The sequence below is a fragment of the Streptococcus sanguinis SK49 genome (genome assembly GCF_000212815.1).
In the GTDB taxonomy this organism is placed as follows: Bacteria; Bacillota; Bacilli; order Lactobacillales; family Streptococcaceae; genus Streptococcus; species Streptococcus sanguinis_C.
In genome coordinates, this window is the sequence record NZ_GL890985.1 from 128,296 (window position 1) to 149,981 (window position 21,686).

Consider the following 21,686-nt stretch of genomic DNA (forward strand, 5'->3'; position numbering starts at 1 on the left):
GTAATAACTTAAGTTCGGGAAGTAGCTCAGCTTGGTAGAGTACTTGGTTTGGGACCAAGGTGTCGCAGGTTCGAATCCTGTCTTCCCGATAGATGGCGGTGTAGCTCAGCTGGCTAGAGCGTCCGGTTCATACCCGGGAGGTCGGGGGTTCGATCCCCTTCGCCGCTATAATGATCTTGTCGGACCTTTAGCTCAGCTGGTTAGAGCTCTCGGCTCATAACCGAGTGGTCGTAGGTTCAAGTCCTACAAGGTCCATAGTTATCTTGGAGGATTACCCAAGTCCGGCTGAAGGGAACGGTCTTGAAAACCGTCAGGCGTGTAAAAGCGTGCGTGGGTTCGAATCCCACATCCTCCTTAGGGACGAATAGTATTGACGCGGGATGGAGCAGCTAGGTAGCTCGTCGGGCTCATAACCCGAAGGTCGTAGGTTCAAATCCTGCTCCCGCAATAGTTGGCTCGGTAGCTCAGTTGGTAGAGCAATGGATTGAAGCTCCATGTGTCGGCGGTTCGATTCCGTCTCGCGCCATACATTATCATAGTGGTGATGCGGGTGTAGTTTAGTGGTAAAACTACAGCCTTCCAAGCTGTTGTCGCGAGTTCGATTCTCGTCACCCGCTTTGAACGAAAGTTCATACCAAGTTTTCAAACTTGGGCGCGTAGCTCAGGTGGTTAGAGCGCACGCCTGATAAGCGTGAGGTCGGTGGTTCGAGTCCACTCGTGCCCATTAAATATTGGAGAATTACTCAAGAGGCTGAAGAGGACGGTTTGCTAAATCGTTAGGTCGGGTAACCGGCGCGGGGGTTCGAATCCCCCATTCTCCGTATAATGAGGAGTTTAGCGTTTGCTATCTCCTTTTCTTATACTTTCTCGTCCTGTTTAGTGAGGTTTTTCTGATGAATCGATTTAAAAAGTCTAAGTTTTTGATTTCTTTTTTTGTATTAGTTGTTGCAATGACGATACTTATCTTATCTACCTCTTCAAGTTGGTTTGTATCAACTACTTCAAATATTATTTCATTGGTAGATAGACTTGTTGGCTCTCCTTTTGCTTTTGTAGCTGATAAAAAAGAAGAAATGTCAGATTTGATGTCTACTTATAGAGAGAATCAGCAGCTCAAGAAAATTCTTTATAAGGTTGAGGAAAAGGCTGGGAAGGCAGATTCCTTAGAAGATGAGAACGAACAGTTGAGAAAACTTCTGGAATTTAAAGAGGCTGATAAAAATCAAATACAAATTGCCAGCGAAGTGATTGCCCGTACGCCAGCATCCTGGAAAAATGAGCTGACCATTGACAAAGGGACATCTGATAATGTGACAGATGCTATGCTAGTAGTCGCTAATGGTGGTCTAGTAGGAAGTGTTTCTGAAACCAGTAGTCAGTCTAGCTTAGTTTCTCTATTGACTAACGAGGAAAATTCAACTAAAATTTCTGTTAGGATTCAAACGAAGTCTGGTCCAATTTATGGGATTATTACTGGATATGATGAAAAAAACTCTGCTTATATCATCAGTCAGTTAAATAGTGCTGAAGATATAAAAGAGGGAGATGAGGTGGCAACCAGTGGCTTGGGTGCTTATAATGCAGAAAATATTCCTGTCGGTAAGGTACTTTCCGTGTCTGAGGCTAAGGATCAGTTAAACAAGATTGTTCTGGTTAAGCCGGCTGCGGATTTGTCGGATATCCGTGCTGTAATGTTGGTAGGGAACTGATATGAGAGATATTAAAGAACATCTTTTGACTCCTATTATTTTATTTTTTGTTTTACTGATTGATGGGCAGATTTCGACTTTTCTGGCTAATATTCTGCCTTTACAATGGCATTTAGTCAGTCATTTTATCTTTATTTTCATGCTTTTTGTTTCCATCAACCTTTCTAGAAACTACAATATTCTCTTGTTTTGCTGTCTGGGGCTGATTTACGATGTTTACTATTTTCATACCATCGGTATTGCTCTTATTCTTTTTCCTCTTTTAAGTCTCTTGGTTTGTCAGTCTAGTTCGACTATGCTTTTAAATAAATTTACTCGCTTTTTATCTGTTTTGATTCTTGTATTTTTATTTGAATTAATCAGTTTTACTTTTGCAGTATTTTTGAATCTTTCTAGTCTTAATTTTCAGGCATTTGTCCTTAGTAGCCTAGTACCGACTATCCTCCTCAATAGCTTGATATTCCTCATTTTTCAGCCTATTTTCGAAAAAATGTATTTATGATAAACAAGAAATAAAAATGTAATAAAGGCGTAACATATGATACAGCATTTTCTGGTATACTAGTTAATGTCTTATAAGAAGGAGTGTATTATTTTTATGAAGAAAAAACTACTCACATCAATTTTATTGAGTACAGTTATCCTTTCACAAGGAGCTGCACTTGTGAGCGTTAAAGCGGAGACAACTGATGAAAAGATTGCTGCACAAGACAGCAAGATTAATAGTTTAACAGAGCAAGAACAAACTGCGCAGACACAAGTTAACGAAATTCAAGGACAAGTATCTGCTATTCAAAAGCAACAAGAAGAGCTTAAAGCAGAAAATGAAAAATTGTCTGCTGAATCTGCAAAACTTTCTGCTGAGATTGACGAACTGTCTAAAAATATCGTAGCTCGTAATGAGTCGCTTGCAAATCAAGCACGGAGTGCGCAGACAAGTGGAAGTGCTACTAGCTATATCAATACAGTAATCAATTCTAGTTCTGTAACGGAAGCTATTTCACGTGTTACAGCTATGAGCGAAATTGTTGCAGCAAATAACAAGATGCTGGAACAACAAAAGAAAGATAAAGAAGCGATTTCTGAAAAACAAGTTGCAAATAATCAAGCAATTAATACTGTTATCGCTAATCAACAACAATTAGCAGATGACGAGCAGACTTTGGCTACTAAACAAGCAGAATTAAAAGCAGCTCAAGCGGCACTTGCTGCTGAAAAAGCAACTGCTGAAGGTGAAAAGAATAGTTTACTTGAACAGAAAGCAGCAGCTCAAAAAGCTGCTGAAGAAGCAGCAGCTCGTGAAGCTGCATATAAAGCAGAACAGACTGCCCAACAACAAGCAATTGTAGCTTCTGGAAATACTACGTTACAAGCGCAAGTTCAAGCAGTTAATAATTCAGGTGCCTCAGCACCAGCAGTTGTTCAGTCTGTTGCCCGTGCGAATAGACCAGTTTATAGCTCATCTGCATCTTCTTATCCAGTAGGTCAATGTACTTGGGGTGCTAAGACATTAGCTCCTTGGGCTGGCGATTACTGGGGTAATGGTGGACAATGGTCTGCAAGTGCAGCAGCAGCAGGCTTCCGTGTTGGTTCACAGCCAGAAGTTGGAGCGATTGCATGTTGGACTGACGGTGGATACGGACACGTTGCAGTAGTAACAGCTGTTCAATCTACTACAAGTATCCAAGTATCAGAAGCAAACTACCTTGGACAACAATCAATCGGTAACTACCGTGGATGGTTTAATCCAACAACTGCACAAGGTACAGTTTCATATATTTATCCGAACTAATCAGTAAAAAGCGCCTCTGGCGTTTTTTATTTTTAATTGAAAAATCAACTGAAAAAAGTTACAATGGTAGTTGGGAAAAGTTGTAATTGGACAATGAAAGACGATTTAGAATCTGGAGGGAATCATGTCTTTTTCTGATTTAAAACTCTTTGCTCTTTCTTCTAATCAAGAATTAGCGCAGCGTGTTGCTCAAGAGATTGGATTGCCACTTGGGAAATCAACTGTCCGTCAGTTCTCTGATGGGGAGATTCAAGTGAATATTGAAGAATCTATTCGAGGGAAACACGTCTTTATTTTGCAATCTACCAGCTCGCCAGTCAATGATAATTTGATGGAAATCTTGATTATGGTAGATGCTTTGAAACGGGCTAGTGCTGAATCCATCAACGTTGTCATGCCTTACTATGGCTATGCTCGGCAGGATCGCAAGGCTAGAGCTCGTGAGCCAATTACATCTAAATTAGTTGCTAATATGTTGGAAATCGCTGGTGTGGATCGGATGCTGACTATTGACTTGCACGCAGCGCAAATCCAGGGCTTCTTTGATATTCCAGTGGATCACTTGATGGGTGCACCTTTGATTGCTGATTACTTTGAGCGCCGTAATATGACAGGAGGAGACTATGTGGTAGTCAGTCCTGACCATGGTGGTGTGAGTCGGGCTCGTAAGTTAGCAGAGTTTCTGAAAACCCCGATTGCGATTATTGATAAGCGTCGCAGTGTGGACAAGATGAATAGCAGTGAAGTTATGAACATCATTGGTAAGGTGGAAGGAAAAACTTGTATCTTAATTGATGATATGATTGATACAGCAGGGACTATCTGCCATGCAGCTGACGCTCTCGCTGAAGCAGGGGCTGTAGAAGTCTATGCTAGCTGCACTCATCCAGTCTTGTCTGGTCCTGCTATGGATAATATTCAAAAATCGGCGATTAAAAAATTGGTTGTGCTGGATACGATTTATCTGCCCCAAGAGCGCTTAATTGATAAGATTGAGCAGATTTCAATTGCACATCTTTTAGGGGAAGCCATTGTCCGTATTCATGAAAAACGGCCGCTATCACCCTTGTTTGAAATAGGGAAGAAATAATAGATAGAACAAAAGTTCTATCTATTTTTAATTAATTATTTTCTAAAAACGTACGATCTATAGGGTTATATAGATTAAATAGTATATGATTTTTGTAATTATCACTAACTATTTAAAAAATTTGAAAAACTCTTGACTTTTGTTATTTATAACACTATACTAATAGTGAGTGACAAGGGAGTTACAACGGTTTTAAAAAGAAAAAGGGGATGAAACAGTGAAAAAGGTTTTGTTAACCAGTGTAGTATTTATGGTGCTATTTGGAACGATTCTTCCTATATCCGCAGAAGAATCGGGTAGTATACATGTTTCGGACATTGAGAATAATGAAGTGCCTCAGGGAACTACAGATGATGAAGCACGGAAAGTTATTGATGCGTTGTTAGAGCATAAATCTACTCAGTCTGCTTTAGATCAGCAGGTTACTGAGGCTAAAAAAGCTCCAATCGGACAGGATACAGTTATTGAAGATCAAGCTGGTAATAAGGTTCTTGTTATAGGTGAGGGAACTTCAGCTACATCTTCAGAAACTGAAACTAAGAATCCTGCAAGTACACCATCATCGAGTGATGAGGTAGTTAATGATAGTAGCGAGGCAACAGTAAAATCTGCCGGGACTATACCGTCCAAGGCGGCTAACTCTACTAAATCTGTTGATAGAAATAAGGCGAAGCAGTCATCAACTAAAAAGGAAGAGAAGAAATCTGAAGTTACACCTGACGAAGAAGAAGGTTCTCTTCCAAAAACAAGTGCAGTCAAATAAGATATATTTTTACTGACACAATTATATCACTGAGTCAAAGACTCAGTGATATTTTTTAAGAATAAACAAGGGATTTTATATGTTAAAAAAAAATAATGAAAGAAAGATTTTTGCTAGAAAAAGACTTATTAGAATTTTAATTGTTTTAATGTCTATCAGTTTAGTAGCTGCTTTAGTATTTCAAATACTTAATGTTCATAAAAATCAGCAAATTAAAGAATTCTCTGATAAATCCAATAAGAAATATGAACCTAGTACCGAAGAGATAAATTATCTAGCTAATCGTTTTAAAGAATTGAAAGCTGTTAATCCGGAAACGGTAGCCTATGTCTATGCACCAGGTACACAACTCGATGAGCCAGTGGTGCAAACCAGTGATAATGCCACTTATTTGGATAAGACGTTTGAAGGGCAACATGAGCCCTTTATGGGAACAGTCTTTATGGATATGGATAACCATAAAGATTTCAGCGATCGTTTGACTTGGCTTTTCGGGCATGCTCGGGGCAGCAAGGCTGGAGATCATCGTATGTTTAATGATGTAAACTACTATGATCGTCAAGATTATTTTGATAAACATAGATATGTTGTGATTGAGACTCCTGAGCGTAAGTATTATTATCAAGCTATGGGACTGGTCATCGTGCCGGAAGAGACAGCTTTTTATCGGACGGAGTTTAAGGATGACGAGGACTTTACAACTCAGCTTAGAAATATCTATGAGGCTGCTCGGACAAAGGATCCCAAGATAAAGATTAAGGCGAGTGACCGGTATGTGGTTCTTTCAACCTGCCGTGAAGAAGACGACACGATTCGTTCTAACCTTTATTTGCGGCAGATTCCTGATTCGGAATTGGAAGATTTTCTGACCAAGCATGGCAAGGAATTAACTTATACACCGACTCGTTGACTGGCCAGTCACGTGAGATGCAGCTATATCCACTATCTTTCAGAGAAGAATTTTAAGGCAAGGAAAAAGGGACTGAGTGCAATCTTAGTCCTTTTCTCTGTATGGAAAATCATGTAATAGCTTTTGCTATGCTTCTGCATTTATAGTATAATAGTTCTATTGAGCGGCTGGAGGTATGTATGGATTTAAGTAAGAAATTTAATAAAAATTTAGGAAAAATAGAAATTTCGTTGATTCGTCAATTTGACCAATCGATTTCTGCTATTCCGGGAGTTCTTCGGCTAACCTTAGGGGAGCCGGACTTTACAACACCGGATCATATCAAAGAAGCAGCCAAGGCGGCGATTGATGCTAATCAAAGTCACTACACTGGTATGAGCGGTCTCTTGGGGTTGCGTCAGGCGGCCAGCAGCTTTGTGAAAGAAAAGTACAGTCTGCACTATCGCCCAGAAGATGAGGTCTTGGTCACGATTGGGGCGACAGAGGCCTTGTCAGCTACGCTGACAGCCATTTTAGAAGAAGGAGACAAGGTCTTGCTGCCAGCTCCTGCTTATCCAGGCTATGAGCCCATTGTCAATCTAGTAGGGGCAGAGATTGTCGAGATTGATACAACGGCCAATAACTTTGTCCTCACTCCAGAGATGCTAGAAGCAGCTATTTTAGAACAGGGTGAGCAGCTAAAAGCAGTCATTCTCAATTATCCAGCCAATCCGACCGGCGTGACTTATTCGCGGGAGCAGATCAAAGCTCTGGCGGATGTCCTAGGAAAATACCAAGTCTTTGTGGTCTGCGATGAGGTCTATTCTGAGCTGACCTATACAGAGCAGGGGCATGTCTCCATCGCGGAGTATCTGCCAGACCAAACCATTGTCATCAACGGCCTGTCTAAGTCTCATGCCATGACTGGCTGGCGGCTAGGCTTTATCTTTGCTCCAGCAGTTTTCACTGCTCAGCTGATTAAGAGCCATCAGTATCTCGTAACAGCGGCCAATACTATGGCTCAGTTTGCCGGCATTGAAGCGCTGACAGTTGGGAAAGATGATGCGGAGCCAATGAAGGCTGAGTATATTCAGCGTCGCGATTATATCATAGAGAAAATGGCTGAGCTAGGCTTTAAGATTATCAAACCAGATGGGGCTTTTTATATTTTTGCTAAGATACCAGACGGTTATAATCAAGATTCGTTCGCCTTTCTGCAGGATTTTGCAGAGAAGAAGGCCGTGGCCTTTATCCCGGGAGCATCTTTTGGTCAATACGGGGAAGGTTATATTCGTCTGTCCTATGCGGCTAGTATGGAGACGATTAGAGAAGCCCTGAAACGCCTCAAGGACTATATGGAGGACTATGCTTAAATCTCTAACAAGTCAAGGTCTGGTTCTCTATAACCGCAATTTCCGTGAGGATGATAAGCTGGTCAAGATCTTTACGGAACAGGCTGGTAAGCGTATGTTTTTTGTCAAGCATGCTGGTAAATCCAAGCTAGCACCTGTCATTCAGCCTTTGACTGCGGCGAATTTGCTGATGAAAATCAATGATGATGGTCTTAGCTATATCGAGGACTATCAGGATGTGGTCACCTACCATCGCATCAATGAGGACTTATTCATCATGGCCTATGCCAGTTATGTGGCAGCCTTGGCAGATGCCAGCCTTCAGGACAATCAGCCGGATCCGGCGCTCTTTGCTTTTCTGCAGAAAACTCTGGAGCTGATGAATAATGGTCTGGACTATGAGGTGCTGACCAATATCTTTGAGATTCAGATTTTGTCACGTTTTGGGGTTTCGCTGAACTTCCATGACTGTGCTTTTTGTCATCGGACGAGTCTGCCTTTTGACTTTTCTTTCAAATATAGCGGAGTTCTTTGCCCTGATCATTACCATCAGGATGAACGGCGCTGTCATCTGAATCCCAATCTTCCTTTTTTGCTGGACCAATTTCAGGCGGTCCGCTTTAGCGAATTGGAGACCATTTCTTTGAAGCCAGATATTAAAAAGCAGCTGCGGGATTTTATCGACCTGCTCTATGATGAATATGTCGGCATCCATCTCAAATCCAAAAAATTTATAGATTCTCTGGGAGACTGGGGAAGCATTTTAAAAGATAAGAACGAGGAATAAATCGAATGAAAAAAATAGCTGTTGATGCTATGGGAGGGGACAATGCCCCTCAGGCTCTGGTCGAAGGAGTCAATCAAGCAGTACAGGAGTTTTCGGATATTGAAATTCTCCTTTATGGCGATGAGGCGAAAATCAAGCCTTATCTGACTGCTGGTGAGCGGGTCCGCATCATCCACACGGAGGAGAAGATTGACTCGGACGACGAGCCGACCAAGGCCATTCGTCAGAAGAAAGAGGCTAGTATGGTGCTGGCAGCTAAGGCTGTGAAGGCAGGGGAAGCAGATGCCATGCTGTCTGCTGGAAATACTGGAGCGCTTTTGGCGGCAGGTTTCTTTATCGTAGGGCGTATCAAGAACATTGACCGACCGGGTCTCCTATCTACTATGCCAACGGTTGGCGGTCAGGGATTTGATATGCTGGATCTGGGAGCCAATGCTGAAAACACAGCCCATCATTTACATCAGTATGCGACTTTGGGTTCTTTCTATGCTGAAAATGTCCGAGGAATCAAGAAGCCGCGGGTGGGTCTTTTGAATAACGGAACGGAAAGTAGCAAGGGTGACCCTCTGCGCAAGGAAGCCTATGAGCTTTTAGCTGGGGATTCGACACTTAACTTTATCGGTAATGTAGAAGCGCGTGATTTGATGGAGGATGTGGCAGATGTTGTCGTTGCAGATGGTTTTACTGGCAATGCCGTTCTGAAATCAATCGAAGGAACTGCTATCAGTATTATGGGTCAGCTGAAGAAGTCTATTTTAGGCGGTGGTTTCAAGGCTAAATTAGGAGCTTGGCTGCTCAAGGACAGCCTGCGAGGGCTCAAGAATAGTCTGGACTATTCTAGTGCAGGCGGTGCAGTTCTATTCGGTTTGAAAGCGCCTGTTGTCAAAACGCATGGATCTAGCGATGCTAAGGCTGTCTATAGCACGATTCGTCAGATTCGGACCATGCTGGAAACAGATGTTGTTGGTAAATCGGTCGTTGAATTTTCAGATGTAAAGGAGTAAACATGAGCGAAAAAGAAATTTATGCAAAAATTGTCGAAATCATTCAAGAACATGACAGCAGGAAGCTGCATATCACTCCAGAACTGAGCTTGAAAGAGGAGCTGGGAGTGGACTCTGTTGATTTGATGGAATTTATCATCAATCTGGAAGAAGCTTTTGATATTGAGATTCCTGATGAGGATATGGATAACTTCAAAACAATTTCCGATGTGGTGGCTTATATCCATGAGGAACTGAAGAAGCAACATTAAAAATCAAAGATCGGTATCTTCCGGTCTTTTTTCGTATCTTGGAAAGGAAACGATTTCTTTAGATGGGCATAGAAAGTTTATACGGAATTTCTTGTAAAATGTATTTAAAGATGATAGAATGAGGGTATAAAACCACGAAAGGCGAATATTAAAATGTCTAATAAGTTGTTATATTCGGGAAAAGCTAAGGATATTTTCTCTACAGATGATGAGCAAGTCATTCTGGCACGCTACAAGGACCAGGCAACGGCTTTTAATGGAGTCAAGAAGGAGCAGATTGCTGGTAAAGGAGTGCTCAACAACCAGATTTCATCTTTTATTTTTGAAAAACTCAATGCAGCTGGTGTGGCGACGCATTTCATTGAGAAGGTTTCGGATACCGACCAGCTAAATAAAAAAGTAGAGATTATTCCTTTGGAAGTGGTGCTGCGCAACTACACAGCAGGTTCTTTTTCCAAACGTTTTGGAGTAGAAGAGGGTATCGCGCTTGAAACTCCGATTGTGGAATTTTACTACAAAAATGATGATTTGGACGATCCTTTCATCAATGACGAACACGTGAAATTTTTGAAGATTGCCAGCGATCAAGAAATTGCCTTTTTGAAAGAAGAAACTCGTCGGATTAATGAACTCTTGTCAGACTGGTTCCGCCAAATCGGACTGAAATTGATTGATTTCAAGTTAGAGTTCGGCTTTGACAAAGATGGCAAGATTATTCTGGCAGACGAATTTTCACCAGATAATTGCCGTCTCTGGGATGCGGAAGGCCATCACATGGACAAGGATGTTTTCCGGCGTGGCCTTGGTGAACTGACAGATGTCTATCAGGTTGTTTGGGAAAAATTGCAGGCGATTAAGTAAGGGCAGGGTGTGAAAAATCATGGACAAGCGTATTTTTGTAGAGAAGAAGAGCAACTTCGGTGTGAAGTCACAGAGCTTGGTGAGAGAGCTGACGCATAATCTTCAGTTGAAAACATTGTCAGATCTTCGGATGATTCAAGTTTATGATGTCTTTCATCTGGCAGAAGATTTGGTCGCTCGGGCTGAAAAGCATATTTTCTCTGAGCAGGTGACAGATAGATTACTGACGGAGGAGGAAGTAGAGGCTGCACTTGCAGAGACAGCGTTTTTTGCTATCGAAGCGCTGCCTGGTCAGTTTGACCAGCGGGCAGCCAGCTCTCAGGAGTCCCTCTTTTTGCTTGGTGCTGGGACAGATGTCCTGGTGAGAACCGCTCAGCTTTATTTGGTCAATAAAGACATCTCAGACAGCGAGTTGGCAGCAATCAAGAAATACTTGCTGAATCCAGTTGATTCACGCTTTAAAGATATTGAGCAGCCGATCCAACTGGAGCAGTTCTCTGAGTCTGACAAGACCATTCCGGTTCTGGACTTCTTTAAGGACTATACGGAAGCGGACTTTAAAGCCTACAAGCAGGAGCATGGTCTGGCTATGGAAGTGGCAGATTTGCTCTTCATTCAAGACTATTTCAAGTCGATTGGCCGTTTTCCGACAGAGACTGAGCTTAAGGTTTTAGATACTTACTGGTCTGATCACTGCCGACATACGACCTTTGAGACAGAGTTGAAGAAGATTGATTTTTCAGCTTCTAAGTTTGAAAAGCAACTGCAGGCCACTTATGATAAATACTTGGCTATGCGCGATGAGCTGGGACGTGGGGACAAACCGCAGACTCTTATGGATATGGCGACTATTTTTGGTCGCTACGAGCGAGCCAATGGCCGTCTGGATGACATGGAAGTGTCTGATGAGATCAATGCCTGCTCAGTGGAGATTGAAGTGGATGTGGATGGTATCAAGGAGCCTTGGCTGCTGATGTTCAAAAATGAAACCCATAACCACCCAACAGAAATTGAACCTTTTGGAGGGGCTGCGACCTGTATCGGAGGAGCCATTCGTGATCCGCTTTCTGGTCGTTCTTATGTTTATCAGGCTATGCGGATTTCAGGTGCGGGCGATATTACTCAACCGATTGCTGAAACGCGGACTGGCAAGCTCCCTCAGCAGGTCATTTCTAAAACAGCTGCACATGGCTATTCTTCTTACGGGAATCAAATTGGTCTAGCAACGACCTATGTTCGTGAGTATTTCCATCCAGGCTTTGTAGCCAAGCGGATGGAGCTTGGGGCAGTTGTCGGTGCGGCTCCTAAGGAAAATGTTGTCCGTGAAAAACCAGCGGCAGGTGATGTGGTCATCTTGCTGGGAGGCAAGACGGGCCGTGATGGTGTTGGTGGAGCCACTGGCTCGTCCAAGGTACAGACAGCTGCATCTGTGGAGACGGCTGGCGCGGAAGTCCAAAAAGGAAATGCTATTGAGGAGCGCAAGATTCAGCGTCTCTTCCGCGATGGCAATGTGACTCGTCTCATCAAGAAATCCAATGACTTTGGAGCTGGTGGTGTTTGTGTGGCTATTGGCGAATTGGCAGATGGGCTGGAAATTGACCTTGACAAGGTACCGCTCAAATACCAAGGACTTAACGGTACAGAAATCGCGATTTCTGAATCGCAGGAGCGGATGGCTGTGGTGGTCCGCCCAGAAGATGTGGAACAATTTATCACTGCAGCAGCTAAGGAAAACCTGTTGGCAGTCGTGGTTGCAAAAGTGACAGAAAAGCCAAATCTGGTCATGCACTGGAACGGGGGAACTATCGTGGATATTGAGCGGAGTTTTCTAGATACCAATGGTGTGCGTGTGGTTGTGGATGCCAAGGTTGTGGATGCTCAAGCAGCACTGCCAGGGCAGACTGTGACTTCTGAAGCGACTTTGGAGCAGAACCTCAAGAGCTTGCTCAGCGACCTTAATCATACCAGTCAAAAGGGGTTGCAGACGATCTTTGACAGCTCTGTTGGCCGCTCTACTGTCAATCATCCTGTCGGCGGGCGCTACCAAATCACGCCGACTGAGGCTTCTGTGCAGAAACTGCCAGTTGAGCATGGCAAGACTGAGACGGTTTCTGTGATGGCGCAGGGCTACAATCCTTATGTGGCAGCTTGGTCGCCTTATCATGGAGCAGCTTATGCAGTGATTGAAGCGACAGCTCGCTTGGTTGCTGCTGGTTCGGACTGGTCCAAGGCTCGCTTCTCTTACCAGGAATACTTCGAGCGGATGGACAAGCAGGCTGATCGTTTTGGACAGCCGGTCTCTGCTCTGCTTGGTTCGATTGAAGCTCAGATTCAGCTGGGTTTGCCGTCTATTGGTGGCAAGGATTCCATGAGCGGAACTTTTGAAGAATTGACTGTACCGCCGACCTTAGTAGCTTTTGGCGTGACTACTTCAACTGCTGGGCGCATCCTGTCTCCAGAGTTTAAGGCGGCAGAAGAGGCTATTTACTATCTACCAGGGCAAATCCTGTCTCAGGATATTGACTTTGACTTAATCAAGAATAACTTTGAAAATTTTGCGGCCATTCAGGCCAAGTATGAGATTACAGCCGCTGCCGCTGTTAAATACGGTGGTCTGGCAGAGAGTCTGGCCTTGATGAGCTTTGGTAATCGTATTGGTGCTCAAGTGGATGTTGCTGACTTGCCTTCCGTTTTGCAGGCGCAGCTGGGCGGATTTGTCTTTACCAGTTCGGAGCAGGATATTCCAGGTGCGGTGAAGATTGGTCAGACCAAGCCAGACTTTACCCTGATTGTTAATGGTGTCCAGCTTGAGGGAGCAGAGCTTTTGGCAAGCTTTGAAGGCCGACTAGAGCCTATCTACCCGACAGAATTTAAACAGGAAACAGTTATTGAAGAAGTGCCAGCTCTTGTCTCTGATACAGTTATCAAAGCCAAAGAGACAGTAGCGGAGCCGCTGGTTTATATTCCAGTCTTCCCTGGAACCAACTCAGAATACGATTCAGCCAAAGCCTTTGAAGCAGCTGGAGCCAAGGTCAATCTAGTTCCATTCGTTACTTTGGATGAAGCAGCCATTGTCAAGTCCGTTGACAGCATGGTTGACAATATTGACAAAGCGAATATCGTCTTCTTTGCAGGCGGTTTCTCTGCTGCAGATGAGCCAGATGGGTCAGCTAAGTTTATCGTCAACATCTTGCTAAACGAGAAGGTCAAGAAAGCCATCGATGCTTTCATCGCTCGCGGCGGTCTCATCATTGGTATCTGTAATGGATTCCAGGCTTTAGTAAAATCCGGTCTTCTTCCTTACGGAAATTTCGAAGAAGTAGGGGCTAACAGCCCAACTCTCTTTTACAATGATGCCAACCAGCATGTGGCCAAGATGGTTGAAACCCGCATTGCCAATACCAACTCGCCTTGGCTAGCTGGTGTACAAGTGGGAGATATCCATGCCATTCCGGTTTCACATGGTGAAGGGAAATTTGTTGTGACGGCTGAGGAATTTGCTGAGCTGCGCGATAATGGTCAGATTTGGAGTCAGTACGTAGACTTTGACGGTCAGCCGAGCATGGACAGCAAGTATAATCCAAACGGCTCTCTCTACGCTATCGAAGGAATTATGAGCAAGAACGGCCAAATCATCGGGAAGATGGGGCACTCAGAACGTTATGAAGACGGCCTTTTCCAAAATATTCCAGGTCAGAAAGACCAGAAATTGTTTGAAAGCGCCGTTCGTTATTTCCAAGCGAGTCACGAATAAAGTTGGCTTGCAAGAGCAAGCAAAAAAGGAGTCTGCTTGGCCTGGAAGGCCAGGTTTTCTCCCTTTTACAAGACAAAAGAATTTAGGTACAACAATGACATACGAAGTAAAGTCACTGAATGAAGAGTGCGGTATTTTTGGAATTTGGGGTCATCCACAGGCGGCTCAGGTCACCTATTTCGGACTCCACAGTCTGCAGCACCGCGGTCAGGAAGGAGCTGGTATCCTGTCAAACGACCACGGAAAGCTCAAACGCCACCGCGATTTGGGATTGGTTGCAGAGGTCTTTAAAAACCCAGCAGACTTGGATAATCTGACAGGAGAAGCAGCTATTGGCCATGTCCGCTATGCAACGTCTGGCGGAGCCTCCATCAACAATGTCCAGCCTTTCTTCTTCAGTTTCTATGATATGCAGATGGGCTTGGCGCATAATGGCAATCTGACCAATGCCCATTCACTGAGACGGGAGTTGGAAAAGAAGGGTTCCATCTTTGCCAGCTCGTCTGATACGGAAATTCTCATGCACTTGATTCGCCATAGTAAGCAGGAAAATTTCTTAGACAAACTCAAGGAATCCTTGAGACGAGTTCAGGGCGGCTTTGCCTACCTCATCATGAGAGAGGACAAGCTCTACGCTGCGCTGGATCCTAACGGTTTTCGTCCTCTGTCCATCGGCCGTATGAAAAATGGGGCCTGGGTCGTTTCCAGTGAAACCTGTGCTTTTGAAGTGGTGGGTGCCGAATGGGTTCGTGACCTTGAGCCAGGGGAAATCGTGATTATCGATGATGAAGGCGTGACCTATGACAGCTATACGGCAAATACCCAGCTGGCTATTTGCTCAATGGAATATGTCTATTTTGCTCGGCCGGACAGCGTCATTCACGGGGTCAATGTCCATGCAGCCCGCAAGCGGATGGGCCGCAGGCTGGCTCAGGAATTCCAGCATGAGGCAGATATCGTTGTCGGTGTGCCTAATTCTTCCCTGTCAGCGGCCTCTGGCTTTTCCGAAGAGTCTGGCCTGCCAAATGAAATGGGCCTGATTAAAAATCAATACATTCAACGGACTTTTATCCAGCCAACGCAGGAGTTGCGAGAGCAAGGAGTTCGCATGAAATTATCTGCTGTTTCTAGCATTGTCAAGGGCAAGCGCGTGGTCATGGTGGATGATTCTATCGTGCGGGGAACGACCAGCCGACGTATCGTCCAGCTCCTACGAGATGCAGGTGCAGCTGAAGTCCATGTGGCTATCGGCAGTCCAGAACTTAAATATCCATGTTTTTACGGCATTGATATTCAGAATCGACGCGAGCTCATCTCGGCTAATCATACGGTTGATGAGGTCTGTGAGATTATAGGAGCTGACAGCTTGACTTACCTGTCTCTGGAAGGTCTCATTGAATCAGTCGGTATTGAGACGGATGCTCCGAATGGCGGACTCTGTGTGGCTTACTTTGACGGTCAGTACCCAACTCCGCTCTATGATTATGAAGAGCGCTATCTGGAAAGCCTGAAGGAAAAGACGAGTTTTTATTAAAACGAGGTCAGCGGTAGTTGTCGCAATCTTTTTCAAAAATAAGAGTAAGGAAGAAAATTATGACAAATAAAAATGCATACGCTCAATCCGGTGTGGATGTTGAAGCAGGTTATGAAGTTGTTGAGCGAATCAAAAAACATGTAGCACGTACAGAGCGGGCTGGCGTCATGGGGGCGCTGGGTGGCTTTGGCGGCATGTTTGACCTGTCTCAGACTGGGGTCAAGGAGCCAGTGCTGATTTCTGGTACGGATGGGGTCGGAACCAAGCTTATGTTGGCCATTCAGTATGACAAGCACGATACCATTGGGCAGGATTGTGTAGCCATGTGTGTCAACGACATCATTGCTGCAGGAGCTGAGCCCCTTTACTTCCTAGACTATATTGCCACTGGGAAAAATGAACCAGCTAAACTCGAACAAGTTGTTGCTGGTGTAGCTGAAGGCTGTGTTCAGTCTGGAGCTGCCTTGATTGGTGGGGAAACCGCTGAAATGCCTGGCATGTACGGTGAAGATGACTATGATTTAGCTGGCTTTGCTGTCGGAGTTGCTGAGAAGTCAGAAATTATTGACGGCTCTAAAGTGGCTGAGGGGGATGTCCTTCTGGGGCTGGCTTCCAGCGGTATCCATTCAAATGGTTATTCGCTTGTCCGCCGTGTCTTTGCGGACTATACGGGTGAGGAAGAACTGCCAGAATTGGAAGGTAAGAAACTTAAGGAAGTGCTGCTTGAGCCGACTCGTATCTATGTCAAGGCTTTGCTGCCGCTGATTAAGGAAAAGCTGGTTCATGGGATTGCCCATATTACCGGTGGCGGTTTTATCGAAAATGTGCCTCGCATGTTTTCCGATGACTTGGCTGCTGAGATTGAAGAAGACAAGATTCCAGTCTTGCCGATTTTTAAGGCCTTAGAAAAATATGGTCATATCAAGCACCAAGAAATGTTTGAAATCTTCAATATGGGATTAGGGATGATTTTGGCTGTAGCGCCTGAAAATGTGGATCGTGTCAAAGAACTTCTTGCCGAGCCTGTTTATGAAGTTGGCCGGATTGTCAAAAAAGAAAATGAAAGTGTCCTTATCAAATGAAAAAAATTGCCGTTTTTGCTTCGGGTAATGGATCAAATTTCCAAGTGATTGCTGAGCAGTTTCCTGTTGAATTTGTCTTTTCGGACCATCGCGATGCCTATGTGCTCGAGCGGGCGGATAAGCTAGGTGTCAAAAGCTATGCCTTTGAGCTCAGAGAATTTGACAGTAAGGTGGCTTACGAGCAAGCTATTGTAGACCTACTAGAAGCGCACCAGATTGACTTGGTTTGCCTGACAGGCTATATGAAAATTGTCGGGCCCACCTTGCTTAGTGCTTATGAAGGCCGTATCATCAATATCCACCCAGCCTATCTACCCGAGTTTCCAGGAGCTCATGGCATTGAGGATGCTTGGCAGGCTGGCGTCTCTGAGAGCGGTGTGACCGTTCACTGGGTGGACTCGGGTGTGGACACAGGCAAGATCATCCAGCAAGTGCGCGTGCCGCGACTAGCCGATGATACGATTGAAAGTTTTGAAGAACGCATCCATGCCGCCGAGTATCAGCTCTATCCTCATGTGCTTGAGAGTTTAGGGGTGGGGAGAAGGTAGGAAGTAAATCAAGTTTTGATTGTACAATATTGCTAGGAGAAAAAATGATTGAGCTGAAATTAGTAGATGAGAGCAGTTTTCAGGCAGTGCTGGATTTGAAAATATCTGATGCTGATGAACGAGCACGTTTCGTAGCTCCAAATGTGCGCTCTTTAGCTGACGCATGGCTCTACCGGAAAAATGAAGATGTGTTTCCGATGGCAATCTATTGGGATAAGCAAGTGGTTGGCTTTCTCCTGCTGGAAATAGACAAGGATGAAGCGGAATACTTTATCTGGCGGATAATGATTGGTCAGCAGTACCAAGGAAGAGGCTATGGTCGAAAAGCCTTGGAAGTTCTGATCAAAAAGGCTCAGATGGATAGAGCTTGCAGTCATATTATCGCAGATTATGTGGTTGGAAATGAAAAAATGAAGCACCTGCTGACTAGTCTGGGTTTTCAGGAAACAGGATTTATAGAAGAAAATAACGAAGTCGCTATGCGCTTGGACCTAAAGAAAGAGGAATAGAATGACGAAAAAAGCCCTAATCAGTGTATCAGACAAGACAGGCATTGTAGAATTTGCGAAAGAGCTGAAAGCTCTGGGTTGGGATATCATCTCAACTGGTGGTACCAAGGTGGCCCTAGACAATGAAGGAGTGGGCACCATTGCTATCGATGATGTGACTGGTTTTCCAGAGATGATGGATGGCCGTGTCAAGACCCTCCACCCAAACATTCACGGAGGTCTCTTGGCTCGTCGGGATTTAGATAGCCACTTGGAGGCGGCTAAGGAGAATCAGATTGAGCTCATTGACCTGGTCGTGGTCAACCTTTATCCTTTTAAAGAAACCATTCTCAAGCCAGGTGTAGAGTATGCGGACGCGGTGGAAAATATTGACATCGGTGGGCCCTCTATGCTGCGCTCTGCGGCTAAAAATCATGCCAGCGTGACAGTTGTTGTAGATCCGGATGATTATGCTCTTGTTCTGGAAGAGTTGGCAGCAAATGGCCAAACGACCTATGAAACGCGGCAACGTTTGGCAGCGAAGGTTTTCCGTCATACAGCAGCTTATGATGCTTTGATTGCAGATTATTTCACGGATCAGGTGGGCGAAAGCAAGCCTGAAAAGCTGACCTTGACCTATGAACTCAAGCAGCCCATGCGCTACGGGGAAAACCCCCAGCAGGATGCGGATTTCTATCAGACGGCCTTGCCACTGGACTATTCCATCGCTTCCGCCAAGCAGCTGAATGGAAAAGAGTTGTCTTTCAACAACATTCGCGATGCCGATGCGGCCATTCGGATTATTCGAGATTTCAAGTATCGGCCAACTGTTGTGGCGCTAAAACATATGAATCCATGTGGTATCGGTCAGGCAGATGATATCGAGACAGCTTGGGACTATGCCTATGAGTCTGATCCAGTTTCTATTTTTGGTGGGATTGTCGTCCTCAACCGTGAGGTGGATGCTGCGACAGCTGAGAAGATGCACGGTATTTTCCTGGAAATCATCATCGCACCGAGCTACACGGCAGAAGCGCTAGCTATTTTGACCAATAAAAAGAAAAATCTGCGGATTTTGGGGTTGGCTTTTGATGCTCAGGCAGCTTCTGGAGCCGAGAAGGAAGTGACCGGTGTTCTGGGTGGTCTCCTCGTGCAAAACCAAGATGTTATCGAGGAAAATCCAGCTGATTGGCAGGTCGTGACCAAGCGCCAGCCGACCGAGCAGGAGCGTGTGGCTTTGGAATTTGCTTGGAAGTCCGTCAAATATGTCAAATCCAACGGTATTATCATTACCAATGACCGTCAGGTGCTGGGAGTCGGTCCCGGTCAGACCAACCGCGTGGCTTCTGTCAAGATTGCTATTGAGCAAGCCAAAGAACGCCTTGACGGTGCCGCTCTGGCTTCTGACGCCTTCTTCCCTTTTGCGGACAATATCGAAGAAATCGCAGCCGCTGGCATCAAAGCTATCATCCAGCCTGGTGGATCTGTCCGTGATGAGGAATCTATTATCGCGGCTGACAAGCATGGCTTGACTATGATATTCACCAGCGTACGGCATTTTAGGCATTAAGAAATAGAAAAAATCCTCGGCTCGACCGAGGATTTTTGAGTAGACTTATACTCAATGAAAATCATGAACAAACTAAGCAGGAGCAGTCTGCTCAAAGCACTGGTTTGAAGTGGTTGAGGAGCGCGAAAGCGACTTATTTAGGGTAGATATAGGTCAGGCGGCCCCAGTAGGAAGCAGTTGGGTCAAACCAGCCACGGAAGTTGCTGATGTACTGCTTGCCGAGATAGTTAGACTCTTGGATCTGGATGCGGGTATTGGATTCGACATGCGTGACGACACCAACATGGCCGTAGCCGCCGTCATCCCAGCAGGCGATGGCGCCAACCTCAGGCGTACTGCCGGTACGGAATCCAGCTCTTCTGGCACTAGCTGCCCATTGACCGCCGTTGCCCCAGTAATTTCCTGCCCAAGGAGCTAGAGCCTTGGCTCCCCAAGTACATTGACCGACAGGATAAGTTGTCGCATTAGCAGCGGCATAGTTTGGCTGAATATTAGCTGATTGAACGCTTGATTTCTCAACCTGATAGCTAGTTCCAGTCAAACCAATCAGTTGTCCCGCTTTTCTACGATAGACATGGGTATGGAATAGACCGTTCCCCTTGTGTTTCTGAGTGTCCACGGTGAATTTGTAGGTTCCATTGCCAACCTTATTGGCGGTATACCATTGTAAATCATCTTGTCCATTGGCTTCTGACCAAGTTGGCAGAATAATATCGCCATCTCCGTAGGCGTCTGTCACGGTCACCTCATAGCGATTAGCCTCAGTTTTCCTGACTGTAACCTTGGCTTGAATTTGGTCGGTAGACATTGAGACGGCATCTGCTGCGTAGCTACGCTCACTGCCGTCCTTATAGGTGACATATACATGGTTTTTATAGGTTCCAGACAAAGCCTGATGATTACGGATATCAAAGGTTGCGCTGAAGGAGCCATCTCCGTTAGGAGTGGCTGCATACCATTTAAGATTGCTCTGATTGCTAGTGCTCCAAATTGGCACCCGAACAGATTGAATAGGTTTAGATAAGCTAGTTTCGGTAGTTTTCACGGTGTAGGTCCCCTGTTTGGGGTTGATATTTTCCACCGTAAAAAGAGGTTTCTGCTCCTCGTCCGAAGGTAATTTTCCACTGTCAACTTCAACTGTCGTTCCTGTTATACCAGTTGATTCCGGTTGAACATAGCTTTGGCCGTAAAGGTGGATATTGTAAGCCCCAGTGTCGTAGTTATGCTTTCTGAGTTCCACCCGAGCGCTGTAGCTACCATCCGGATTTTTGCTTGCTTCGTACCATTGTAGATCATCTTGCCCTTTCTTATCAGACCAAGTTGGAAGAACAATTCGATGCATGGTGTCAGGTACGTTTTTGACAGTAATTTCCATGATACCGGTCTGAGGGAAGCTGGTCTCAACAGTAGGATTAGGTTTTTCTAAATTGAAAGTGGTTCCGTTTAAGCCAATCATCTTACCATTTTTATTTTCATAAGTATGAATATGATAAGTTCCATAGCCTTTGTGATTTGAAAGTTCAAATTCAGTAATATCTTGTCCTGCATTGTACCATTTGATATCATCTTGTCCATTTTCATCAGACCAAACAGCATGTAAAATATTAGAATTTATTTGGTCTTTGTTGCGATTAAAGTGAATTTGAGCGGTTTTCCCTAGGATATTTGAAGTGACATTAACGGCTGGTTTATTGAGAGTAAAGGTCGTTCCATTCAGCCCAATTAATTTTCCATAGAGATCAATATAGGTATGAACATGAAAGGTTCCGTAACCTGGATGGTTACTCAGGTCAATGTCAGTGTTAGTAGTAGTTGTTGACGGTGCTTCATACCATTTGATATCATCCTGTCCGTTCTCATCAGACCAAACAGCGTGGAGAATACGATGAGGTTCTTGAGCTTGGGAACGGGTATAACTAATAGAGGCTGTACGATCGTTCACAGTAACATTGACATTGCTGGCACGATCAGTAGGGCCTAGAATTTTGACTTCAGATTCAGGCGTTTCGGTCGCATGAACTGTTGAGTGGCTCGCAAAGAGACCTAGGACAGCTCCGGATAATAAAAACAGTTTTTGATATTTCTTCATAAAACTCCTTGGTGAGAATGGTTTTGGATGGGCCCACCTGTATTATTCGGAAAACTTGTTTGAAAATGATAGTAAATTTGACAAGCCCTGAATATTTTCTGTCTAAAATGGGGACAATCCACT

The 21,686-nt window shown here is 44.6% G+C and carries 18 protein-coding genes and 9 tRNA genes; 26 read left to right on the forward strand and 1 reads right to left on the reverse strand.

Annotation, left to right across the window (positions count from 1 at the left end; translation table 11 throughout):
• Nucleotides 1–15: 15 nt before the first annotated feature.
• From HMPREF9380_RS10305 to purH, 26 genes are all read left to right on the forward strand, one after another.
• Nucleotides 16–89, forward strand: a tRNA-Pro gene (locus HMPREF9380_RS10305).
• 5 nt (nucleotides 90–94) lie between these two features.
• Nucleotides 95–168 (forward strand) — tRNA-Met (locus tag HMPREF9380_RS10300).
• Nucleotides 169–181: 13 nt separating this feature from the next.
• A tRNA-Ile gene (locus tag HMPREF9380_RS10295) sits at nucleotides 182–255 on the forward strand.
• Nucleotides 256–265: 10 nt separating this feature from the next.
• A tRNA-Ser gene (locus HMPREF9380_RS10290) sits at nucleotides 266–355 on the forward strand.
• A 19-nt stretch (nucleotides 356–374) separates the two neighbouring features.
• Nucleotides 375–448, forward strand: a tRNA-Met gene (locus HMPREF9380_RS10285).
• Nucleotides 449–453: 5 nt separating this feature from the next.
• Nucleotides 454–526, forward strand: a tRNA-Phe gene (locus HMPREF9380_RS10280).
• A 20-nt stretch (nucleotides 527–546) separates the two neighbouring features.
• A tRNA-Gly gene (locus HMPREF9380_RS10275) sits at nucleotides 547–617 on the forward strand.
• Nucleotides 618–650: 33 nt separating this feature from the next.
• Nucleotides 651–724: transfer RNA gene (locus tag HMPREF9380_RS10270), tRNA-Ile, on the forward strand.
• Between the two features lie 9 nt (nucleotides 725–733).
• Nucleotides 734–821: transfer RNA gene (locus tag HMPREF9380_RS10265), tRNA-Ser, on the forward strand.
• 72 nt (nucleotides 822–893) lie between these two features.
• Nucleotides 894–1,709, forward strand: a complete 816-nt coding sequence (gene mreC, locus HMPREF9380_RS10260) for a rod shape-determining protein MreC (RefSeq protein WP_002931720.1) — start codon at nucleotides 894–896, stop codon at nucleotides 1,707–1,709.
• 1 nt (nucleotide 1,710) lies between these two features.
• Complete coding sequence (gene mreD / locus HMPREF9380_RS10255; RefSeq protein WP_002931722.1) at nucleotides 1,711–2,211, forward strand: rod shape-determining protein MreD; 501 nt, start codon at nucleotides 1,711–1,713, stop codon at nucleotides 2,209–2,211.
• 96 nt (nucleotides 2,212–2,307) lie between these two features.
• Complete coding sequence (pcsB, locus tag HMPREF9380_RS10250) at nucleotides 2,308–3,501, forward strand: peptidoglycan hydrolase PcsB (RefSeq protein WP_032907118.1); 1,194 nt, start codon at nucleotides 2,308–2,310, stop codon at nucleotides 3,499–3,501.
• Nucleotides 3,502–3,625: 124 nt separating this feature from the next.
• Nucleotides 3,626–4,591: a ribose-phosphate diphosphokinase gene (locus HMPREF9380_RS10245; protein ID WP_002894321.1), complete on the forward strand. Its 966-nt coding sequence runs from the start codon at nucleotides 3,626–3,628 to the stop codon at nucleotides 4,589–4,591.
• 217 nt (nucleotides 4,592–4,808) lie between these two features.
• On the forward strand, nucleotides 4,809–5,354 hold the full coding sequence (locus HMPREF9380_RS10240) for a prolipoprotein diacylglyceryl transferase (protein WP_032907121.1): 546 nt from the start codon (nucleotides 4,809–4,811) through the stop codon (nucleotides 5,352–5,354).
• Between the two features lie 79 nt (nucleotides 5,355–5,433).
• Nucleotides 5,434–6,264 carry a class B sortase, LPKTxAVK-specific gene (srtB, locus tag HMPREF9380_RS10235; RefSeq protein ID WP_002931728.1) on the forward strand — a complete coding sequence of 277 codons (831 nt, stop codon included), beginning with the start codon at nucleotides 5,434–5,436 and terminating at the stop codon, nucleotides 6,262–6,264.
• Nucleotides 6,265–6,443: 179 nt separating this feature from the next.
• A complete protein-coding gene (locus tag HMPREF9380_RS10230) occupies nucleotides 6,444–7,616 on the forward strand; it encodes a pyridoxal phosphate-dependent aminotransferase (RefSeq protein WP_002931729.1) in 1,173 nt (390 codons plus the stop codon).
• Nucleotides 7,609–8,382, forward strand: coding sequence for a DNA repair protein RecO (gene recO / locus HMPREF9380_RS10225; RefSeq protein WP_002931730.1), 774 nt, complete (start codon nucleotides 7,609–7,611; stop codon nucleotides 8,380–8,382). The genes HMPREF9380_RS10230 and recO overlap by 8 nt, the downstream gene beginning before the upstream one ends.
• A 5-nt stretch (nucleotides 8,383–8,387) precedes the next feature.
• Nucleotides 8,388–9,386, forward strand: a complete 999-nt coding sequence (plsX, locus tag HMPREF9380_RS10220; protein WP_002931731.1) for a phosphate acyltransferase PlsX — start codon at nucleotides 8,388–8,390, stop codon at nucleotides 9,384–9,386.
• Nucleotides 9,387–9,388: 2 nt separating this feature from the next.
• A complete protein-coding gene (locus HMPREF9380_RS10215; RefSeq protein ID WP_002931732.1) occupies nucleotides 9,389–9,637 on the forward strand; it encodes an acyl carrier protein in 249 nt (82 codons plus the stop codon).
• Nucleotides 9,638–9,790: 153 nt separating this feature from the next.
• Nucleotides 9,791–10,498 (forward strand): phosphoribosylaminoimidazolesuccinocarboxamide synthase, encoded by a 708-nt coding sequence (gene purC / locus HMPREF9380_RS10210; protein ID WP_002905710.1) that lies wholly within the window; start codon nucleotides 9,791–9,793, stop codon nucleotides 10,496–10,498.
• Nucleotides 10,499–10,517: 19 nt separating this feature from the next.
• Nucleotides 10,518–14,252, forward strand: coding sequence for a phosphoribosylformylglycinamidine synthase (locus tag HMPREF9380_RS10205; protein WP_002931733.1), 3,735 nt, complete (start codon nucleotides 10,518–10,520; stop codon nucleotides 14,250–14,252).
• A gap of 94 nt (nucleotides 14,253–14,346) precedes the next feature.
• The gene (gene purF / locus HMPREF9380_RS10200; protein WP_032907466.1) at nucleotides 14,347–15,786 is read left to right on the forward strand and encodes an amidophosphoribosyltransferase; all 1,440 of its coding nucleotides are present in this window, start codon (nucleotides 14,347–14,349) and stop codon (nucleotides 15,784–15,786) included.
• Nucleotides 15,787–15,845: 59 nt separating this feature from the next.
• Nucleotides 15,846–16,868, forward strand: coding sequence for a phosphoribosylformylglycinamidine cyclo-ligase (gene purM / locus HMPREF9380_RS10195; protein WP_002931735.1), 1,023 nt, complete (start codon nucleotides 15,846–15,848; stop codon nucleotides 16,866–16,868).
• Complete coding sequence (gene purN, locus HMPREF9380_RS10190; RefSeq protein ID WP_002931743.1) at nucleotides 16,865–17,416, forward strand: phosphoribosylglycinamide formyltransferase; 552 nt, start codon at nucleotides 16,865–16,867, stop codon at nucleotides 17,414–17,416. The genes purM and purN overlap by 4 nt, the downstream gene beginning before the upstream one ends.
• A 44-nt stretch (nucleotides 17,417–17,460) precedes the next feature.
• The gene (locus tag HMPREF9380_RS10185) at nucleotides 17,461–17,925 is read left to right on the forward strand and encodes a GNAT family N-acetyltransferase (protein WP_002931747.1); all 465 of its coding nucleotides are present in this window, start codon (nucleotides 17,461–17,463) and stop codon (nucleotides 17,923–17,925) included.
• Nucleotide 17,926: 1 nt separating this feature from the next.
• Nucleotides 17,927–19,474, forward strand: a complete 1,548-nt coding sequence (purH, locus tag HMPREF9380_RS10180; protein WP_002931748.1) for a bifunctional phosphoribosylaminoimidazolecarboxamide formyltransferase/IMP cyclohydrolase — start codon at nucleotides 17,927–17,929, stop codon at nucleotides 19,472–19,474.
• 133 nt (nucleotides 19,475–19,607) lie between these two features.
• Here purH and HMPREF9380_RS10175 read toward each other — a convergent pair whose 3' ends face one another.
• On the reverse strand, nucleotides 19,608–21,563 hold the full coding sequence (locus HMPREF9380_RS10175) for a GBS Bsp-like repeat-containing protein (protein WP_002931749.1): 1,956 nt from the start codon (nucleotides 21,561–21,563) through the stop codon (nucleotides 19,608–19,610).
• Nucleotides 21,564–21,686: the final 123 nt, after the last annotated feature.

Bases quoted from the DNA above. Each gene is read 5' to 3' on its own strand.
- HMPREF9380_RS10245 (WP_002894321.1), top strand. From the start codon at position 3,626: ATGTCTTTTTCTGATTTAAAACTCTTTGCTCTTTCTTCTAATCAAGAA.
- mreD (WP_002931722.1), top strand. From the start codon at position 1,711: ATGAGAGATATTAAAGAACATCTTTTGACTCCTATTATTTTATTTTTT.
- HMPREF9380_RS10175 (WP_002931749.1), bottom strand. From the start codon at position 21,563: ATGAAGAAATATCAAAAACTGTTTTTATTATCCGGAGCTGTCCTAGGT.
- purH (WP_002931748.1), top strand. From the start codon at position 17,927: ATGACGAAAAAAGCCCTAATCAGTGTATCAGACAAGACAGGCATTGTA.
- HMPREF9380_RS10230 (WP_002931729.1), top strand. From the start codon at position 6,444: ATGGATTTAAGTAAGAAATTTAATAAAAATTTAGGAAAAATAGAAATT.
- pcsB (WP_032907118.1), top strand. From the start codon at position 2,308: ATGAAGAAAAAACTACTCACATCAATTTTATTGAGTACAGTTATCCTT.
- purN (WP_002931743.1), top strand. From the start codon at position 16,865: ATGAAAAAAATTGCCGTTTTTGCTTCGGGTAATGGATCAAATTTCCAA.
- srtB (WP_002931728.1), top strand. From the start codon at position 5,434: ATGTTAAAAAAAAATAATGAAAGAAAGATTTTTGCTAGAAAAAGACTT.
- purC (WP_002905710.1), top strand. From the start codon at position 9,791: ATGTCTAATAAGTTGTTATATTCGGGAAAAGCTAAGGATATTTTCTCT.
- recO (WP_002931730.1), top strand. From the start codon at position 7,609: ATGCTTAAATCTCTAACAAGTCAAGGTCTGGTTCTCTATAACCGCAAT.
- HMPREF9380_RS10215 (WP_002931732.1), top strand. From the start codon at position 9,389: ATGAGCGAAAAAGAAATTTATGCAAAAATTGTCGAAATCATTCAAGAA.
- purF (WP_032907466.1), top strand. From the start codon at position 14,347: ATGACATACGAAGTAAAGTCACTGAATGAAGAGTGCGGTATTTTTGGA.
- plsX (WP_002931731.1), top strand. From the start codon at position 8,388: ATGAAAAAAATAGCTGTTGATGCTATGGGAGGGGACAATGCCCCTCAG.
- purM (WP_002931735.1), top strand. From the start codon at position 15,846: ATGACAAATAAAAATGCATACGCTCAATCCGGTGTGGATGTTGAAGCA.
- HMPREF9380_RS10205 (WP_002931733.1), top strand. From the start codon at position 10,518: ATGGACAAGCGTATTTTTGTAGAGAAGAAGAGCAACTTCGGTGTGAAG.
- mreC (WP_002931720.1), top strand. From the start codon at position 894: ATGAATCGATTTAAAAAGTCTAAGTTTTTGATTTCTTTTTTTGTATTA.
- HMPREF9380_RS10185 (WP_002931747.1), top strand. From the start codon at position 17,461: ATGATTGAGCTGAAATTAGTAGATGAGAGCAGTTTTCAGGCAGTGCTG.